Genomic DNA, 17,251 nt, shown 5'->3' on the forward strand with positions numbered 1-17,251 from the left:
TGGCCATGCAGCGCTTTCTGATCCTTCTCGGGACCCTGCTGCTGCTCGCGGGGCTGTTGTGGCCGTGGCTGAGCCGCCTGCCGTGGGGGCGGCTGCCGGGCGACATTGCTATCGAGCGCGAAGGGTTTAGCTTTTACTTTCCGCTGGGCACGAGCCTGGTGGTGTCGGTGCTGCTGTCGCTGCTGCTGTGGTGGTGGCGTCGCTAGCGTTGTCCGGCCGCCAGCGCAGCACGGGGCCGTCGCGGCGCACGGTGCCGGCGCCCAGGCGCAACTCGATGCGCTGACCGCGCGTGCGGGCGGCTTGAATTTGCTGCGCCAGGGCCTGCCACTGCGCGTCGCTGGCCTGCGCGCCGTGGCGCTGGCGCAGCCACAGGCGCAGCGCGTTGACGGCGCGCGGCGGCGGCAGCGCGCGCAGCGCGGCCAGTTGCGGGGGGTCGCCGATGCGGGCGAGGTCCTCCGCAGCGAGTTGCCGCAGCAGCTCCTGCGCCTGCGCCGCGTGGCGCGCGCTGCGCGCGAAGGTGGCCGGCGCGTGTGGAAACGCCTGCAGCAGCGCCGGCAGCACCTGCAAGCGCAAGCGGTTGCGGGTGGGGTGAGGATCGGCGTTGGTGGGGTCTTCCACCCACGGCACGCCGGCTTGCGCCAGTTGCGCGCGCAGCGCTTGGGGGTCGGCCGGCAGCAGCGGGCGGCCGAAGGTCACGCCATCGCGCTCGAAGCGCTCGGGCATCGCCGCCAACCCCGGCAGCCCAGCGCCGCGGGTAAGCGCCAGCAGCACCGTCTCCAGTTGATCGAGGGCGTGGTGGGCCAGCAGCACCGCCGCCGCCCCATGTGCATGGGCCTGTTGCGCCAGCGCCGCGTAGCGCGCCGCGCGCGCCGCTTCCTCCGGGCTGCGGCCGGGGGTCAGCGCCACCTGCACACGCTGCACCTGCAGCGGCACGCTCCAGGCGGCGCAGCAAGCCTGGGCGTGGTCGGCAAAGGCATCGGCCGCGGCTTGCAGGCCATGGTGCACATGCACCGCGCACACCCGCTGCGGCCAGCGCTGCGCCACGGCCAGCAGCAGCGCGGTGGAGTCCGCCCCGCCGCTGTAGGCCACCAGCAGGGGGGCGTGGCCGCGCGCCACGTCGGGGTGGCGCTGGACCCAGGCATGCAGCGCCGCCAGCGCGGCGTCAGGCGCGCGCAGCCTTGGTGTCGGTGAAGCGCCCGAAGGACTGCAGCCGTGCATGGCGGCGCTCGATCAGCTCGGCCGGCTCCAGGTCGGCCACCTGCCGCAGCGCCTCGGCCAGCGCGCGCTTGAGCAGCGCGGCCATCTGTTGCGGATCGCGGTGCGCACCGCCGACCGGCTCGTTGACGATTTTGTCGATCAGCCCCAGCGCCTTGAGGCGGTGCGCGGTGATGCCCAGCGCTTCGGCGGCCTCGGGGGCTTTGTCAGCCGTCTTCCACAGGATGGAGGCGCACCCTTCGGGGCTGATGACGGAGTACACCGCGTACTGCAGCATCAGCACCTGGTCGGCCACGGCGATGGCCAGCGCGCCGCCCGAGCCGCCCTCACCGATGATGGTGCTGATGATCGGCACTTCGAGCTGCGCCATTTCGAAAATGTTGCGCCCGATGGCTTCGGACTGGTTGCGCTCCTCGGCGTCGATGCCGGGGTAGGCGCCGGGCGTGTCGACGAAGGTGAACACCGGCAGGCGGAATTTTTCCGCCAGCTTCATCGCCCGCAGTGCTTTGCGGTAACCCTCGGGCTTGGTCATGCCGAAGTTGCGCAGCGCGCGCTCTTTGGTGTCGCGGCCCTTTTGGTGGCCGATGACCACACAGGGTTGCCCCTGAAAGCGCGCCAGACCCGCGACGATGCTGAGGTCGTCGGCAAAGTGGCGGTCACCGTGCAGCTCCGTCCAGTGGGTGAAGATTTCGCGCACATAGTCCAGCGTGTACGGCCGGTCGCTGTGGCGCGCAATCTTGGTCACCTGCCACGGGGTGAGCTTGCTGTAGATGTCTTTGGTGAGCTGCAGGCTCTTTTGGCTCAGGCGCTCGATCTCTTCCGAGATATCGACCGCCGACTCGGTCTGCACATAGCGCAGCTCTTCGATCTTGGCTTCGAGTTCCGCGATCGGCTGCTCGAAATCCAGAAAATTGCGTTTGGCCAAGGTGTCTCTCCACGGGCGCTCGCGGCCCTAGTGTCACCGACTCGGGGGCACACCCACCACCGGTCCGGGGGGTTGGGGTTTTAGTACGCCACCGGCACCGGGTCCAGCGAGCGCCAAATATACCAAGTCGCCACGCTGCGGTACGGGGCCCAGGCGGCCGCCACCTCACGCGCGTCGCTGCGGCTGACGGGCTCGCCCGAAAAATAGCATTGGCTGATGCCGCGCAGCAAACCCACGTCGTCCAGCGGCAACACGTCCGGCCGCATCAGGTGGAAGATGAGAAACATCTCCGCCGTCCAGCGACCGACGCCGCGAATCGCCACCAGCTCACGGATGATGGCCTCGTCGTCCATGGCGTGCCACGCCGCCGGGTCGATCCGGCCCTCGGCAAAGTGGCGCGCGAGGTCATGCAGATACTCGACCTTGCGCGCGCTCAGCCCCGCGGCGCGCAGCGTGTCGTCGGGGCACGCCAGCACCGCATGCGGCGTGCAGTCACCCACGCAGGCCAGCAGCCGCTCCCACACCGACTGCGCGGCTTTGACCGAGATCTGCTGGCCCACAACGCTGCGCGCGAGCGTACCGAACGGATCGCCGCGCGACTGCAGGCAAGCGCCGGCAAACTGCGGGATCAGGCGCGCCATGACGCGGTCGCGACCGACCAGGTGCGTGCACGCCTCGCCCCAGTAGGGGGGCACGACACCGCCTGCCGCCGGGGGATCCCGGTCCAGCGCGGCCCCGCGACGTTGTCCGGCGGCGGCAGTCACGCGCGCTCCCAGGTCGTGCCTTGCGGACCGTCCTTGAGCACGATGCCTTGCGCGGCCAGCTCGGCCCGGATGCGGTCCGCGGTGGCGAAGTCACGCGCCGCTTTGGCAGCTGCCCGCTCGGCAATGCGCTGGGCGATCGCCGCTTCGTCCAGTCCGGCACCAGCGCGCAGAAACGCCTGCGGATCCTGCTGCAGCAGTCCGAGGGTGCCGCCCAGCGCGCGCAGCAGGCCGCTGGCGGCGGCGTCGCGCGTGCGGTTAACCTCGGCCGCCAGGTCGAACAACACCGCCAGTGCCTCGGGCGTGCCAAAGTCCTCGTCCATCGCGGCCTTGAAGCGTGCCGCATGCGGCTCCGCCCAGTCGATGGTGACCGTCTGCGGTGGCACGGCGGCCAGCGCGGTGTAGAGCCGCTTGAGCGCCGCACGCGCGTCTTCGAGGTGCTGGTCGCTGTAGTTGAGCGGGCTGCGGTAGTGCGCGCGCACGATGAAAAAGCGCACCGTCTCGGCGTCGAACTTCTGCAGCACCTCGCGGATGGTGAAAAAGTTGCCCAGGCTCTTGGACATCTTCTCGTTGTCCACACGCACGAAGCCGTTGTGCATCCAGATCTGGGCCAGCGGCTTGCCGGTGGCGCCTTCGCTCTGGGCGATTTCGTTTTCGTGGTGGGGAAACTGCAGGTCGGCGCCGCCGCCGTGGATGTCGAAGCTCTCGCCCAGCATCTCGCAGCTCATGGCCGAGCACTCGATGTGCCAGCCCGGCCGCCCCAGGCCGTAGGGGCTGTCCCATTTGGCCTCATCGGGCTCCTCGGGCTTGGCGGCCTTCCACAGCACGAAGTCGAGCGGATCGCGCTTGCCGTCGCCCACCGCCACGCGCTCGCCCGCACGCAGCTCGTCGATCGACTTGCCCGACAACTTGCCATAGCCGGGGAAGGCCCGCACCGCGTAGTTGACGTCGCCGTTGTCGCTGCGGTAGGCCAGGCCCTTGGCCTCCAGCCGCTCGATCAGGCCCACCATCTGGGGCACGAATTCGGTGGCCCGCGGCTCGAACGTGGGACGCTCGATGCCCAGCGTGTCGGCGTCGGCGTGCAGGGCCGCCACCATGCGGTCGGTCAGGCTGCGGATGGTTTCGCCGTTTTGCAGCGCGCGGGCGATGATCTTGTCGTCGATATCGGTGATATTGCGCACGTAGGTCACGCGATAGCCGCTGGCCTTGAGCCAGCGCTGCACGACGTCGAATGCCACCATAGAGCGCGCGTGCCCCAGGTGACAGAGATCGTAGACGGTCATGCCGCAGACGTACATGCGAACGTGGCCGGGCTCCAGCGGCACGAGCGGATCGAGCCGGCGCGTGAGCGAGTTGTAGATGCGCAGGGTCATGGCAAAACGGGGCCCAGCGAGTCATGAACCCGCGGGCTACAATCAGTGCAAAGGCGCGTATTGTGCACCGATGCCCGAGTTGATTCATCCCCCCTCCCCCACCACCCAGCGGCCCCCCCGCCGGCCGCGTGTGCCACGCCTGGGTGCGCTCGCGCTGCTGAGTCTGGCACTGGGCGTGTTGTCGCCTGCGCTGGCGCAATCCGCATCACCGGCCGCGCCGTACGCCGACGTCCAGCGCCTCATCGCCACCCAGTCCTGGCCGCTGGCGCAGCAGCGCCTGCAGCAGTGGCTGCAGGATCATCCCGGCGACCCGCAGGCCCGCCTGCTGCTGGGCGTGGTGCTGGCCGGCCAGGGCGACGTCGACGCGGCGCGCCAGGTGTACGAAGCGCTGATCCAGGCCTACCCCGAACTGCCCGAACCGCACAACAACCTGGCGGTGTTGCACGCGGCGCACGGTCGGCTGGCCGAGGCACGCGCAGCGCTCGAAGACGCCATTCGCGCCAACCCCGACTACGCCACGGCCCACCGCAACCTGGGCGACGTATACGCCCGGCTGGCGCTGGGCCACTGGCAGCGCGCGCTGGCGCTACAACCCGACATGCCCGAGTTGCGCGAGCGCGCGCAGGCGCTGCGCTCGCTGCTGCAGCCGCCTGTCCCGGCCACTCGTTGACCCTCGACCGCTTTGCTTGCCATGCATCGTCCGACACCACCCGTGCACCGCCGCGCCCTGCTGGGCCTGCTGGCCTGCGGCGCCGCCGTGGGCTGGACCGCCGCGCGCGCCCAAGCCGCGCCCACCCCGTCCGGGGCGAAAAGCCCCTCCTCCACCGGAGCCCGTTCCATGAACCCCCAAGTCGAACTCCACATCGCCGGCCACGGCGTCATCACGCTCGAACTCGACGCCGCCAAGGCGCCCAAGACGGTCGAAAACTTTTTGCAATACGTGCGCGACGGGCATTACGACGGCACGATCTTTCACCGCGTCATCGATGGCTTCATGATCCAGGGCGGCGGCTTTGAGCCGGGCATGAAGCAAAAGCCCACGCGCGCGCCGATCGAAAACGAAGCCACCAACGGCCTGAAAAACGACCGCTACACGATCGCGATGGCGCGCACGCAAGCCCCGCACTCGGCCACGGCGCAGTTTTTCATCAATGTTGCCGACAACGGGTTTTTGAACCACACCGCCCCCACCCTGCAGGGCTGGGGCTACGCGGTGTTCGGCAAGGTCAAATCCGGCACCGAGGTGGTCGACGCCATCCGCAAGGTGGCCACCGGACGCCGGGGCTTCCACGACGACGTGCCGCTGCAAGACGTGGTGATCACCAAGGCCGTTGTCGTCAACCCCTGACGGCGCACCGGCGCCTGCCATGGACGGCCCCACGCTGCGCGACCGCATCGATGCGCCGACCACTTGGCGCCGCGTCGACTGCGTGTCGGATGTGCACTTGCACGCCCAAGACCCAGCAACCGCACGCGCTTGGTTGTCGTACCTGGCTGCCGCCCCGTTCGATGCGCTGCTGATTCTGGGTGACCTGTTCGAGGTATGGGTGGGCGACGACGTGCTGACGGCCGACCCGGCCCTCGACCCCGAGATCGCCTTCGCACAGGCGCAGGCGGGCGCGATCGGCGCCCTGGCGCGTCGGCGGCCCGTGTACGTGATGCACGGCAACCGTGACTTCTTGTTGGGTGCCGCCTTTGCCGCCGCCACGGGTGTCGAGCGGCTGGCCGACCCGACCCGGCTCGAGTGGGGCGGCGTGCGTTGGCTGCTCAGCCACGGCGACGCCTGGTGCCTGGACGACGGCGACTATCAGGCGTTTCGCGCCGAGGTGCGCGCCGCGCCTTGGCAGGCGGCGTTTTTGGCACAACCCCTGCCGCAGCGGCTGCAGCAGGCCCGCGCCCTGCGCGAACGCAGCCAAGCGCACCAGGCCCGGCAACGGGCCAGCGGACGCCCGCCCACCGACGTCGATGCCGCCACGGCCGCGCGCGCCGTGGCCGACGCGGGCGCGGCGGGGCTGATCCATGGACACACCCACCGCCCTGGCGCGCACCGCCTGCCGGGCGGCGCCTGGCGCTTGGTGCTCAGCGACTGGGACGCGGCAGCCCACCCGGCGCGACTGCAGGTGCTCAGCCTGGATGCGCAGGGCGGCTGGCAGGCGCGCGCCCTGCCCGACGCCCTGGCCCCATGAGCGTCACCGCCCCCACACCAGACCCGGATTGGATGCGTGGACTGCGGCGGCTCGCCCGCACATGGCGGCGCTGGCTGCAGCGCTGGCAGCGCCGTCGGCGTGCCCAGCGCGGCGACGGCAGCGCCATCCCGGACGCCTTGTGGAACCCCGTGGTGGCGGCATTGCCGCCGCTGCAGGCGCTCGACGCCAACGAGCGCGCACGCCTGCGCGACCTGTGCGCCGCCTTTTTGGCGCGCAAAGAGTTCAGCGGCGCACACGGGCTGGTCGTCGACGATCGCATGGCGCTGCTGGTGGCCGCGCAGGCGTGCCTGCCGCTGCGCCACCGCGGGCTGGCGGCGCTGGCGTGGTACGACGATTTCGTCGGTATCGTCTTGCACCCGGACGAGGTGGTGGCCCCCCGCCGCGTGCGCGACGACGCGGGTGTGGAACACATTTACGAAGAAGAACTGGCCGGCGAGGCCATGCAGGGTGGCCCCATCGTGCTGGCGTGGCCGCGCGTGCAGGGCGCCAGCCCCACCGCGCCGGGAGTCGGCCACAACTTGGTGATCCACGAATTCGCGCACGCGATCGATCTGCACGGCAAACCACTGGGCCAGCCCGCTGATGGTTGCCCGCTGCTGCCGCCCGGTTTTTTGGGGCTGTCCGACGCGCAGGCGCGGCGCCATTGGCACGACGTGCTGCACGAGGCGCTGGCGGTGCACCGCGAGCGCGTGGCCCTGCACGAGCGCTTCGGCGGCCCAGCCCCCTGGCTGGACGCGTATGGCGCCGAGTCACCGGCGGAGTTCTTTGCCGTCGCGTGCGAGGCGTATTGCGTGGCGCGCGAACGGCTGGCAGCCGAGCATCCGCGGCTGGTCGAGCTGTTCGATGCGTTTTTCGGCCGCCCACCCGATGCGACCACGGGCACGGGCGCGGGCGGGTTGGGTGACCGCAGCGTCAGCGGCGCAGCAACACCCTGAGCGCGGCCTGCAGACGCCGCTCGGCCGCCGGGTCGTGCGCACTGGCCAGCACCTGCGCCACGTCCTGCGTCCAGGTCTCGGCGGGGCCGGGCTCGTGTCGGCGCGTCAGCAGCTGCAACTGCAATTGGCGCCGGGCGTCCAGGTGCTCGGCTGGGGTCGGCACCTCGGCCGCGATCTCCAGCCGCAGCAAGGCCTGCATCGCCTGGGCCGCATCGGCGGGGGGGCGCTGCAAGGCTTGCACCCAGGCGCTGCGCGCCGCCGCGGCCTGGCGCCCGCCCAACTGCTGCGCCGCGGGTATGCGGGCCGGGTCGCGCGTCGCCCAGGCGGCCAGCAGCGCCGACAACGCCTCGCCCTGGGTACGGGCGGCCAACTGGCGCAGCTTTGCCTCTGCCTGCTCGAGGGCCTGCCGCTGGGCTCGAAACGCCGCATCCCCCAAACGCGGGCGTGGCGCCACATCGCTGCGCGCAGGGCGCGGCGGCCGCTGCGCGCGCAGCGACGCGCCCTTGTCTGCGGGCCCACTGCGCGCCGCCACCGGGGCAGCACCGGGGCGATCGTCACCCCGGCGCGCGACCACGGGCCGTGGCCCGGCACCCGCCGCTTCGGGCGTGGCGGCACTGGCATCCGGCGCCGACTCGGCCGGGGCAGCCGCCGCGCTCACCGGGTCCTCGTCGGCCACCCCTTCGCCCTCGGCGGCCGCGCGCAAGGCCGCCATGGCGGCGCGGATCTGCTGCGCGTCGTCGCTGGCGCACGCTGCCTCCAGCGCCCGGGCCGCGTCGAGCACGGCGGCGTCGAGCCGGCTGGTGACGGCCTGCGCCTTGTCGCGCTCGGCGCTCTTGCGGGCAAAGGCGGCGTCGATGGGCTGGCGGAATGCCTCCCACAGCTTTTGTTCCTTGCGGCGATCCAGGGGCACGCGGTGCGCCTCTTCCTGCCAGCGCTGCTGCAGCGCTTTGACGGCATCGAGCCGCAGGCGCGGCTCGGCAGCCAGCGCCTGGGCCTCAGCAATGAGCGCCTGCCGCCGCGCCACGCTGTCGGCCTGCGCCGCCTCGATCCGCTCGTGGGCCGCGGCCATCGCCGCTTTCCACAGCGGCTGCAGCTCGGCAAAGGTCTTTTCACTCACGTGGCCGCCCTGGCGCCAGCGTTCGGCAAAGGCATGCAAATCGCGCAGCTGCGCGCGCCAGTCGTCGCTGTCGGCGTGGGCGGCCGTCCAAGCCTTGACCTCCTCGATGAGGGCCAAGCGCGCCTGGCGCGCAGCTTCGTTTTGCGCTTTGAGCTCGCGCCGCCAGGCCTCCACCGCCTGATACGCCTGGTTGCATGCCTCGTCGAAGCGCTTCCACAGCGCGTGGTTCGAGGTGCCCCCCTGGTCGATTTGCTTCCACTGCTCGCGCAGCTGCCGGATCGTTTCCTGCAGCTTGCGCCCGGTGGGGCGCTCGGTCTCCGGCCCCTGGGTCAGGGCCAGCGCCTGGGCCAGCAGCCCCTCGCGCAACTGGTCGGCGCGCCAGCGCTGCCAGTCTTCCAACTCTTTGGCCTTGGCCAACGCCGCTTGGGCGCGTGCCTCGAGCTCGGGGCCCGCATGGCGACCGTGCACTTTGACCGCATGGCGCAGTTCACCGGCGTAGCGCCCCATCGCCTTGGTGTGGCCCTCGGCCAGCTCACGCTCCAGCGCCTCGATGGCCGGCAGCAACACCGACTGCGCCAACGCCTGCACCGCCTTCGGCACGGGCACAGCGCTTTCCTCGCGCGCGGGCGATGGCTCGCCGCGCGCGGCGCGAATCTCGTCGGCCCAGACCGGCACGCCGGGCAGGGGCGCTTGGCCGTCGGCCAGCGCCGCCACCGCCTGCGCCAGCGCGGCATCGAAAGCTTGCCACACCGCCTCGAGCTGCTGGCGTGCGCCGTCGAGCTGGGCCGGGTAGCGCGGATCAAGATCCGCCCAGCCGGGCGACTCGACCAACGCCGCTGCGCGCTGCTGCCAGTCCTGCACGTCTTGGGCCAGCGCGTCGCGCGCGGCCTGCGCATCAGCCACCGGTTTGGTCGACAGCAGGTCGATGCGCTGCACGAGCAGCCCCGCCGCTTCGCGTTCGACCTGGATGCGGGTTTGTAAATCTTCGATCGCCTTCATGCGTTCACTCAGGCGCTGGCGCAGGCCCGCCAGCGGCTCGCGCGACAGCGGCGCACCGGCCTTGGCAGCGTCGCGCTGCCAGGCCATGGCGTCGGCCAGATTCAGGCGCGGCGCGGCCAGCAAGGCCTCGGCACGGGCCGCCCACTCGGCGGCAATGGCGTCTTGTGCACGCGCGCGGCGCCGCTCGTCGAGGCGCTCGCGCACCAGCTTGGCCGCCCCTTTGTCGCGCCCCGCGAGTTCGCGGTAGACCTCGGACAACGCCTCGATCGAGGGGTCGGTCGCCAGCCAGTCGCGCAGGCGGGCCGCACGCTCGCCGGAGGTGGGCGCGGTGAAGGCGCCGCCGGTGCGCTGGTCGAGTTCGGACAAAGTGGCTTTCGCGGAGGAAGATTCGGACGCGTTCACGGTTGGGGCGCGGTCTGGCCGCTGGGCAAGACGGGTGACGAAAAAGAAAACGAGGATGGCGGCATCGCGCGTGCGTGCCGGTGCCAACGCCTTATTGTCGCTCACCCGGCCCACAGGTCGAGCGGCGGGTCGTGCACCACGGCCTTGAGCACGTCGCTGCGCGAGACGAAGCCGATCAATCCGCCCGCCTCGCTGACCACCGGCAGCCCCGGCAATCCCGTGACCAGCAGCGCCAACGCCAGGCGCCGCAGCGGGGTTTCGGGGGTGACGGCGGGCACCGGGGTGATCATGATGGCCGCCAGAGGCTGCGCCAGAAAGCTGCGCCAGACCAGGACGCTGTCCTCCGGGCGGGGCAGGCGCTCCGGGCTGAGCAGCTGGCCACGGGTAAACAAGCCCACCAGCCGCCCCTGCGCATCGAGCACCGGGGCCTGTCCCACGTCCTGCTCCGCCAGGCGGCGCCAGCCATCGGCCACCGTCATGCTCTCGTCGACCGTGACGGTCTGCGCCGCCATCACGTCCCGCACATGCTCCAGCGGGTGGCGCTGCGGCGCGGGGTGCTGCACCTCGCCATACGCCTGCACGGCCGCGGCGGCGGGCCGCGGCAGGGGCGGCGCCGCACCGTCGCGCGCGTGCGCCCGCTCCGCCAGCAACGAATAGCCACTGTCGGCAAAATCAGGCCGGTCCACCGGCGTCGACAGCGCCCGCACGCGCGCGGACTGCAGCGTGGGCAACACGCGCCGCAGATCTTCGATCGGGCCGCGGTACATCAGGCCCGAGGTGCCGTAGATGGCCAGCATGTTCACCCTCCAGTGCGCAGCGCCGCCGCGTGGCTGCGCCGACTGCGGGGAGAGGCCGTCAGTCGGGCAGGAACAGCGCCTGCAGATCGCTCAACCAGTCGAACCCCAGCGCGCTGGGTGCCACCCAGCCGTCGTCACGCACGACCAGCCAGCCGCGCTCGCGCGCCTGTTCGATCGTCGCCGATACCGCCTTCATCGGCAAGCCCGTGCGTTCACTAAAGGTGCGCAGCGCAAAGCCGTCGCGCAAGCGCAGCGCGTTGAGCATGAATTCGAAGGGCAGGTCGCGCGCCGTGACCTCGTGTTCCTGCGCCACCGGCTGGCCCGCCAGCGCCTGCTCGACATAGCGCGCCGGGTCACGCCAGCGCACCTGGCGCATGATGCGCTCGGCAAAGCTGAGTTTGCCGTGCGCCCCGGCGCCGATGCCCAGGTAGTCGCCAAACTGCCAGTAGTTGAGGTTGTGCCGACAGCGATGCCCGCGCCGGGCATAGGCAGAGACCTCGTAGCGCTGCAGACCGGCGGCCGCCGTGCGCTCGGTGATCGCGTCCAGCATGGCCGCTGCCGTGTCGTCGTCCGGCAGCACCGGCGGCTGGTGCGCAAACGCGGTGTTGCGCTCGATCGTCAGGTGATAGACCGACAGGTGCGGCGGCGCCACCGCCAACGCCACGTCCAGGTCGCGCTGCAGGTCGGGCAAGGTCTGCCCGGGCAGCGCGTACATCAGGTCGAGGTTGAAGGTCTCGAAGTGGCGCGCCGCCTCCTCGACGGCCGCGCGGGCCTGCGCCGCGTCATGCACGCGTCCGAGCGCGCGCAAAAAGCGGTCGTCGAAGCTTTGCACCCCGATGCTCAGCCGCGTCACGCCAGCGGCGCGAAAGGCAGCGAAGCGCGCGCGCTCGAACGTACCCGGGTTGGCCTCCAGCGTGACCTCGGCATCCGGCTCCAGCGGCAGGCGCGCGCGCACCTGCGACAGCAGCTCGCCGATGACCTCGGGGTCGAACAGGCTGGGCGTGCCGCCGCCGATGAAGACGCTGACCACCGGCCGCCCCCACACCTGCGGCAGGCTCGCCTCCAGATCGACCAGCAGCGCGCGCACATAGTCGCGCTGAGGCAGCGGCCCGCGCTGGTGCTTGGCCGCCCCCCACTCGTGCGAGTTGAAGTCGCAGTACGGACACTTGCGCAGGCACCACGGCAGATGGATGTACAGCGCCAGCGGCGGCAGGTGCGTCAGACGGAGCTGACCCGGGCGCTGCCACTGCAGCACCGCCTCGGCAGCGACCGGCGTCGGGCTCATGGCTGCGGCCACGCGCGCTCCTGCATCAACGCCAGCATCGCACGTGCAGCACGTCCGCGGTGGCTGTGCGCATTCTTGACGTCAGTGGGCAGCTGGGCGAAGGTGCAGCCGAACGTGGGCAGAAACATGACCGGATCGAAACCGAAGCCGCCCTCACCCACTGGCTCGTGGGTGATCACCCCCTCGACCCGGCCCGTGGCCACCAGCGGCTCGGGGTCGTCCGCGTGGCGCAGCGCCACCAGGGTACTGACCATGGCGGCGCGCCGGTCGGTCACGCCACGCATTTGCTCCAGCAGCGCGCGCACGTTGTTGGCGTCGCTCTTGGGGTAGCCGAACTGCGTGCAGAAATGCGCGGTGTCGACGCCCGGCCGCCCCCCCCAGGCCGCGACGCACAGGCCGGCGTCGTCGGCCAGCGCGGGCAGGCCGCTGGCCGCGGCCGCATGGCGCGCCTTGGCCAGCGCGTTTTCTAGAAACGTGCGGTGCGGCTCGGGCGCCTCGGGAATGCCCAGACTGCCCTGCGTGACCAGCTCCAGCCCCAGCGGCGCGAACAAGGCCTGCAACTCCGCCAGCTTGCCCGCGTTGTTGGACGCCAGCACCAGACGGCGCGGTATGACCGGTGCGGTCATCGCCTCACCCCACCTCGGCGCCCGCCAGCACCGCACGCTGCAGGGCGATGAGTTGCTGGATGCCGCGCTCGGCCAGCTCGAGCAGACGCTGCAACGCCTCACGGCCAAAAGGCTCGCCCTCGGCCGTGCCCTGCACCTCGACATACTGCCCGGCCCCGGTCATGACGACGTTCATGTCGGTCGCGCAGCCCGCGTCCTCCACGTAGTCCAGATCGAGCACCGGCACGCCGTCCACGATGCCCACCGACACCGCCGCCACCGGGTGCCGGATCGGGTTGCGCTCGAGCTTGCCTTCCGCCAGCAGGCGCTGCACCGCATCGTGCGCGGCCACGTAGGCGCCGGTGATGGCGGCGGTGCGCGTGCCGCCATCGGCCTGCAGCACGTCGCAGTCCAGCGTCAGGGTGCGCTCGCCCAACGCCGCCAGGTCGAATACCGCACGCAGCGAGCGGCCAATGAGGCGCTGGATCTCCTGCGTGCGGCCGCTTTGTTTGCCGCGCGCCGCCTCGCGCTCGCTGCGGGTGTGGGTCGAGCGCGGCAGCATGCCGTACTCCGCCGTCACCCAGCCCTCGCCGCTGCCTTTTTTGTGCGGCGGCACGCGCTCTTCCACCGACGCCGTGCACAGCACGCGCGTGCGGCCGAACTCGATCAACACCGATCCCTCGGCGTGGACGGTGTAGCCGCGGGTGATGCGCACCGGGCGCAATTCGTCGGGGGCGCGGCCGTCGTGGCGGCGCTGGGCACTGGCTGTCAGAAACGTGTCGTCGGTCATGGAAAGGGTCGAAGTTCAAGAGGGGCGCTTGCGCTCCGGTCGCGTCGGCACCTGGGCCGGGGGTGTCTGGCGCCGGGTGCGACGGATGGCGTCGTTGATTTCGGCAATGGTACGCTCGATCTCGGCGTCGTCGAGCTCGGCAGCGGGCAACCCCTCAGCCGGCAGCGGGGCGGGCGCAGCCGCCGCGTGCGCCAGCCACGCCGGCTCGAGCACCTGAGTGGAGGGAAATCCATCGTCGGCCTGCCACTCCAGCCCGATGAGCGAGACGTTGTCACCGTGCCGCCCGCCCCGCCGCACGGCCAGCTCGGACAGCTGCGCCACCGCATCGGCCAGCGGCACCCCATACAGGCCGGAGGCCAGGTCGTCGTCGTCCATCACTGCCCACAGCCCGTCGGAGCACAACAGCACGCGATCGCCATGCCGCAACGCCACCGGCCCCAGCACATCGTACAGCGGCGGCGTGTCCGATCCCAGACAGGTGAACAACACGCTGCGGGACACGCTGGCGGGCCGCGTGGCGAACAGCTCCGGCTTGTCGTGGTAGCTGTGGTCGCGCGTGCGCGCGACCAACCGCCCGTCCCGCGCCCAGTACAGGCGCGAGTCGCCGCTGTGCAGCGCGGTCAGCTCGCCGTCCTGCACCACGGCAGCCACGACCGTCGTGCGGGGATGCTCGGTGCGGTGATGCGCGTGGGCAAAATCGACGATGGCCTGGCTGGCTTGCATCACGGTCGCCTCCAGAAACGCCCGGGGGTCGGCCAGCTTCGGGACGGCTTGCCCGACGAAAGCTTGCACGAAGGTGCGCACCGCGATGTCCGCCGCCTGGTCCCCGTCGGGATGCCCCCCCATGCCGTCGGCCAGCACCAGCAGCACGGCCTGTCGGGTGTCGGTGTAGCCCACGCGGTCTTCGTTGCGCGCCCGCCCGCCGATGTGGCTGGCCTGGTAGACGGAAAACTTCACGGCGGCTCCAGAAAGCTGGAACGCTGACTCTGCGGGGTGGCCGCCGACGCCGTGCGCGTCAGACCGAGACGGTCACGCCAGCGCTGCCACCACGGCGCCGCGACCGCCTCCTCGAGCGAGTCCTCGCGCGCCAGCTCGCGTTGCAGTGCAAACACCGACTGCGGCCGCGACAGGGGGTCGAGCGCCATGCACCACTGCACCACCTGGATCAGGTTGTCCGAGTACACCCCGCGCAAGCGGGCCAGCGAGGCCGGCAGCCGGTCCTTGTCCTGGCGCTGGGGCGCATCGTGCGGCGGATAGCCCTGCATGCACGCGTACAGGCAGGCGCCGATGGCGTAGATGTCGGTCCACGGCCCCAACCCCGCTCCCCCGGTGCGGCGGTACATCTCGGGCGCGGCAAAGCCGGGGGTGTACATGGGCCGCACGAACGTGCCTTCGGTGTTGAGCACCTCGCGCGCCGCGCCGAAGTCGATCAGCACCGCGCGGTTGTCGTCCGTGATGAAAATGTTGGCCGGCTTGATGTCGAGGTGCAGCATCTTGTGCTGGTGCACGATGCGCAACCCGCGCAAAATCTCGTCGAAAAGCGAGCGTATGGTCGCTTCGCGCAGCACCTTTTTGCGCTGCCGACTGCGTGCGGCGACGATGAACTCCTGCAGCGATGCGCCGCGCAGGTAGTCCATCACCATGTAGACAGTCTCGTTTTCGCGAAAGAAATTGAGGACGCCCACGACCGCCGGGTGCGAAATTTGCGCCAGTGCGCGGCCTTCCTCAAAAAAGCTGCGCAGGCCCAAGCGATACAAGGCTTGTTTGTCCGGCGCCACGACCGGCAGCAGCTCGCCGGGGGCTCGCATCGCGAGCGAGGCCGGCAGGTACTCCTTGATCGCGACCTCCTGGCCATGGGCGTCGAGGGCCAGATAGACCAGCCCGAAGCCACCGGCCGCTAGCAGGCGCACGATCCGGTAGCCGCCGATCACGGTGTCTGGCGGCAGGGGAGCTGGCTTGGTCTTTGACATAATCGGTGCATGCGCAACCCCCGCCCCCAGCGACCGACGCCGCCCGCGGGGCCGCCCTCCATCTGAAATGCCAATGCCAGTGTACAGCATGACCGGCTATGCCACGGGGCAAACCGACCCCGCAGCGGCACGGGCCGACACCGATGCCCCCCAGCGCGCGATGGGCACCATCGGGTTAGAGGTGCGCGCCGTCAACAGCCGCTTTCTGGACCTGTCGCTGCGCCTGCCCGACGAGCTGCGTACTGCCGAGCCCGCCTTGCGCGAGTGTGTCGCGGCACGCGTACGGCGCGGCAAGGTGGAACTGCGCGCCTGGATCGAGCAACGGGGCGAGGCAGCGCTGCGCGCGCCCAGCGCGGTCGAGCTGCAGCGGCTGTCGGGCGTACAGGAGCAAGTGCAAGCCTGGCTGCCGCAGGCCCGGGGACTCTCGGTGGCCGAAGTGCTGCAGCTCGCCCAGCGCGGAAATGCCTCTGGTACGGATTGGCGTGAGCCGCTGCTCGCACTGGCGCAGCGCGTGCTCGATGACTTCAACGCGGCGCGCGAGCGCGAAGGCGCCCGGCTGGTAGCGATGCTGAGGGACCGGGTGGCGCAACTGCGCGCGCTCGCCGAGCAGGCCGCCCCCCTCGTGCCGCAGGTCGTGGCACAGCAGCGGGAGCGCTTCTTGCAGCGTTTTCACGATGCGCTGGGTGCCACGCCAGCCGACCCCGCCGCGCTGCAGGAGCGCGCGTTGGCCGAAGCGGCGGCCTTCGCCGTGCGGGTGGACGTGGCCGAGGAGCTTACCCGGCTGCAGTCACACCTGACGGAAATCGAGCGGCTGCTCGAGCGCGGCGGCGAGGTCGGCAAGCGGCTCGACTTCCTGATCCAAGAGCTGCACCGCGAAGCCAACACGCTGGGCTCGAAGTCGGCCAGCCTCGAACTCACGCGCCTGTCGGTCGACATGAAAGTGCTGATCGAGCAGCTGCGCGAACAGGTCCAAAACCTCGAATGAACCGCATGGATTACCCTGGCAATCTGTTCGTCGTGGCCGCACCCAGCGGCACCGGCAAGTCCAGCCTGGTCAAGGCGCTGCTCGAGGTCGACTCGCGCATGGAGCTGTCGGTCTCGCACACCACGCGCGCGCCGCGCGGGCAGGAGGTGCACGGGCGCGAGTACTACTTCGTCAGCGACGACGAGTTCGACCGCATGATCGAGGCCGACGCCTTCGTCGAGTGGGCGCAGGTGCACAACCGGCGCTACGGCACATCGCGCAAAGCTATCGAAGACAAGATCGCGGCCGGCGCCGACATCGTGCTCGAGATCGACTACCAGGGCGCGCTGCAGATCCGTCGCCAGTTTGCCAACGCGGTGCTGATTTTCATCTTGCCGCCCAGTTGGGACGAGCTGCGGCGCCGGCTGCAGCGCCGCGGCGAAGACAGCGATGACGTCATCGAGCTGCGCCTGCGCAACGCGGCGCAGGAGATGGCCCACGTCCACGAATTCGACTACGTTATAATCAATGAGGTTTTCGAGCGCGCGCTGTTCGACCTCAAAACGATCACGCACTCGCAGCGGCTGCGGGTAGCGGCACAGCGGCGCGCCCGGGCCGAGGTCTTTCAGGCCTTGGGCATTCCCCAACCCCCTACTTGCTAACTGCCGGAGGTTTCCATGGCACGCATCACCGTCGAGGATTGCCTGGAGAAGATTCCGAACCGCTTCCAGCTCGTGCTCGCGGCCACTTACCGCGCGCGCATGCTCAACCAAGGCCACGCGCCCAAGATCGAATCCCGCAACAAACCCGCCGTGACGGCCCTGCGAGAAATCGCCGCTGGGCTGGTCGGGCTCGAGATGCTGCGCAAGGTCCCGGTCTGACCGGCGCGCGTGCGCGCAAAACCAG

Annotated in this window: 19 protein-coding genes; 8 read left to right on the top strand and 11 right to left on the bottom strand. The window is 70.7% G+C overall.

What is annotated here, in order from left to right; all coding sequences use genetic code 11:
• Window positions 1-5 precede the first annotated feature (5 nt).
• A complete protein-coding gene (locus ACPP3B_RS01665; protein ID WP_144325396.1) occupies window positions 6-206 on the top strand; it encodes a DUF2905 domain-containing protein in 201 nt (66 codons plus the stop codon).
• Here the strand turns inward: ACPP3B_RS01665 and tilS are convergent.
• From tilS to cysS, 4 genes are all read right to left on the bottom strand, one after another.
• Complete coding sequence (gene tilS, locus ACPP3B_RS01670; RefSeq protein WP_424859534.1) at window positions 127-1,218, bottom strand: tRNA lysidine(34) synthetase TilS; 1,092 nt, start codon at window positions 1,216-1,218, stop codon at window positions 127-129. The genes ACPP3B_RS01665 and tilS overlap by 80 nt on opposite strands.
• A complete protein-coding gene (locus ACPP3B_RS01675) occupies window positions 1,163-2,140 on the bottom strand; it encodes an acetyl-CoA carboxylase carboxyltransferase subunit alpha (protein ID WP_424859535.1) in 978 nt (325 codons plus the stop codon). The genes tilS and ACPP3B_RS01675 overlap by 56 nt, the downstream gene beginning before the upstream one ends.
• An 80-nt stretch (window positions 2,141-2,220) precedes the next feature.
• The gene (locus tag ACPP3B_RS01680) at window positions 2,221-2,868 is read right to left on the bottom strand and encodes a DNA-3-methyladenine glycosylase family protein (protein ID WP_299019341.1); all 648 of its coding nucleotides are present in this window, start codon (window positions 2,866-2,868) and stop codon (window positions 2,221-2,223) included.
• Between the two features lie 32 nt (window positions 2,869-2,900).
• Entirely contained in the window at window positions 2,901-4,274 is a 1,374-nt protein-coding gene (gene cysS, locus ACPP3B_RS01685; protein ID WP_424859536.1) for a cysteine--tRNA ligase, read from the bottom strand.
• A gap of 70 nt (window positions 4,275-4,344) precedes the next feature.
• Here cysS and ACPP3B_RS01690 point away from each other — a divergent pair, with 70 nt between their 5' ends.
• From ACPP3B_RS01690 to ACPP3B_RS01705, 4 genes are all read left to right on the top strand, one after another.
• Window positions 4,345-4,944 carry a tetratricopeptide repeat protein gene (locus ACPP3B_RS01690; protein WP_299019306.1) on the top strand — a complete coding sequence of 200 codons (600 nt, stop codon included), beginning with the start codon at window positions 4,345-4,347 and terminating at the stop codon, window positions 4,942-4,944.
• A gap of 168 nt (window positions 4,945-5,112) precedes the next feature.
• A complete protein-coding gene (locus ACPP3B_RS01695) occupies window positions 5,113-5,622 on the top strand; it encodes a peptidylprolyl isomerase (protein WP_299019304.1) in 510 nt (169 codons plus the stop codon).
• 19 nt (window positions 5,623-5,641) lie between these two features.
• Complete coding sequence (locus tag ACPP3B_RS01700) at window positions 5,642-6,460, top strand: UDP-2,3-diacylglucosamine diphosphatase (protein WP_299019302.1); 819 nt, start codon at window positions 5,642-5,644, stop codon at window positions 6,458-6,460.
• Window positions 6,457-7,416, top strand: a complete 960-nt coding sequence (locus ACPP3B_RS01705; protein WP_299019300.1) for a zinc-dependent peptidase — start codon at window positions 6,457-6,459, stop codon at window positions 7,414-7,416. The genes ACPP3B_RS01700 and ACPP3B_RS01705 overlap by 4 nt, the downstream gene beginning before the upstream one ends.
• On the opposite strand, the gene ACPP3B_RS01710 is transcribed toward ACPP3B_RS01705, so the two are convergent.
• Genes ACPP3B_RS01710 through ACPP3B_RS01740 form a run of 7 tightly spaced genes read right to left on the bottom strand, consistent with a single transcriptional unit; the run spans window position 7,394 to window position 15,381 of the window.
• Window positions 7,394-10,039: a DUF349 domain-containing protein gene (locus ACPP3B_RS01710; protein WP_424859537.1), complete on the bottom strand. Its 2,646-nt coding sequence runs from the start codon at window positions 10,037-10,039 to the stop codon at window positions 7,394-7,396. The genes ACPP3B_RS01705 and ACPP3B_RS01710 overlap by 23 nt on opposite strands.
• Window positions 10,036-10,731 (bottom strand): CBS domain-containing protein, encoded by a 696-nt coding sequence (locus ACPP3B_RS01715; RefSeq protein WP_299020881.1) that lies wholly within the window; start codon window positions 10,729-10,731, stop codon window positions 10,036-10,038. The genes ACPP3B_RS01710 and ACPP3B_RS01715 overlap by 4 nt, the downstream gene beginning before the upstream one ends.
• 58 nt (window positions 10,732-10,789) lie before the next feature.
• Window positions 10,790-12,016, bottom strand: coding sequence for a radical SAM family heme chaperone HemW (hemW, locus tag ACPP3B_RS01720; protein ID WP_424860126.1), 1,227 nt, complete (start codon window positions 12,014-12,016; stop codon window positions 10,790-10,792).
• The gene (locus ACPP3B_RS01725; RefSeq protein ID WP_424859538.1) at window positions 12,013-12,642 is read right to left on the bottom strand and encodes a non-canonical purine NTP pyrophosphatase; all 630 of its coding nucleotides are present in this window, start codon (window positions 12,640-12,642) and stop codon (window positions 12,013-12,015) included. Before ACPP3B_RS01725 ends, hemW begins: the two co-directional genes overlap by 4 nt.
• 4 nt (window positions 12,643-12,646) lie before the next feature.
• Entirely contained in the window at window positions 12,647-13,411 is a 765-nt protein-coding gene (rph, locus tag ACPP3B_RS01730) for a ribonuclease PH (RefSeq protein ID WP_299020763.1), read from the bottom strand.
• 15 nt (window positions 13,412-13,426) lie between these two features.
• Complete coding sequence (locus ACPP3B_RS01735; RefSeq protein ID WP_424859539.1) at window positions 13,427-14,368, bottom strand: PP2C family protein-serine/threonine phosphatase; 942 nt, start codon at window positions 14,366-14,368, stop codon at window positions 13,427-13,429.
• A complete protein-coding gene (locus ACPP3B_RS01740) occupies window positions 14,365-15,381 on the bottom strand; it encodes a serine/threonine-protein kinase (RefSeq protein WP_424859540.1) in 1,017 nt (338 codons plus the stop codon). The genes ACPP3B_RS01735 and ACPP3B_RS01740 overlap by 4 nt, the downstream gene beginning before the upstream one ends.
• Before the next feature lie 73 nt (window positions 15,382-15,454).
• Between ACPP3B_RS01740 and ACPP3B_RS01745 the strand changes: the two genes are divergently transcribed.
• From ACPP3B_RS01745 to rpoZ, 3 genes are read left to right on the top strand one after another with little or no spacing between them, the layout of a single operon-like run.
• Window positions 15,455-16,366 (top strand): YicC/YloC family endoribonuclease, encoded by a 912-nt coding sequence (locus tag ACPP3B_RS01745; protein WP_424860127.1) that lies wholly within the window; start codon window positions 15,455-15,457, stop codon window positions 16,364-16,366.
• Between the two features lie 5 nt (window positions 16,367-16,371).
• Window positions 16,372-17,007, top strand: coding sequence for a guanylate kinase (gene gmk, locus ACPP3B_RS01750; protein ID WP_299020767.1), 636 nt, complete (start codon window positions 16,372-16,374; stop codon window positions 17,005-17,007).
• A 15-nt stretch (window positions 17,008-17,022) separates the two neighbouring features.
• Window positions 17,023-17,226, top strand: coding sequence for a DNA-directed RNA polymerase subunit omega (rpoZ, locus tag ACPP3B_RS01755; RefSeq protein ID WP_299020768.1), 204 nt, complete (start codon window positions 17,023-17,025; stop codon window positions 17,224-17,226).
• Window positions 17,227-17,251: the final 25 nt, after the last annotated feature.

Source organism: Tepidimonas sp. HKU77 (assembly GCF_049728535.1).
In the GTDB taxonomy this organism is placed as follows: domain Bacteria; phylum Pseudomonadota; class Gammaproteobacteria; order Burkholderiales; family Burkholderiaceae_C; genus Tepidimonas.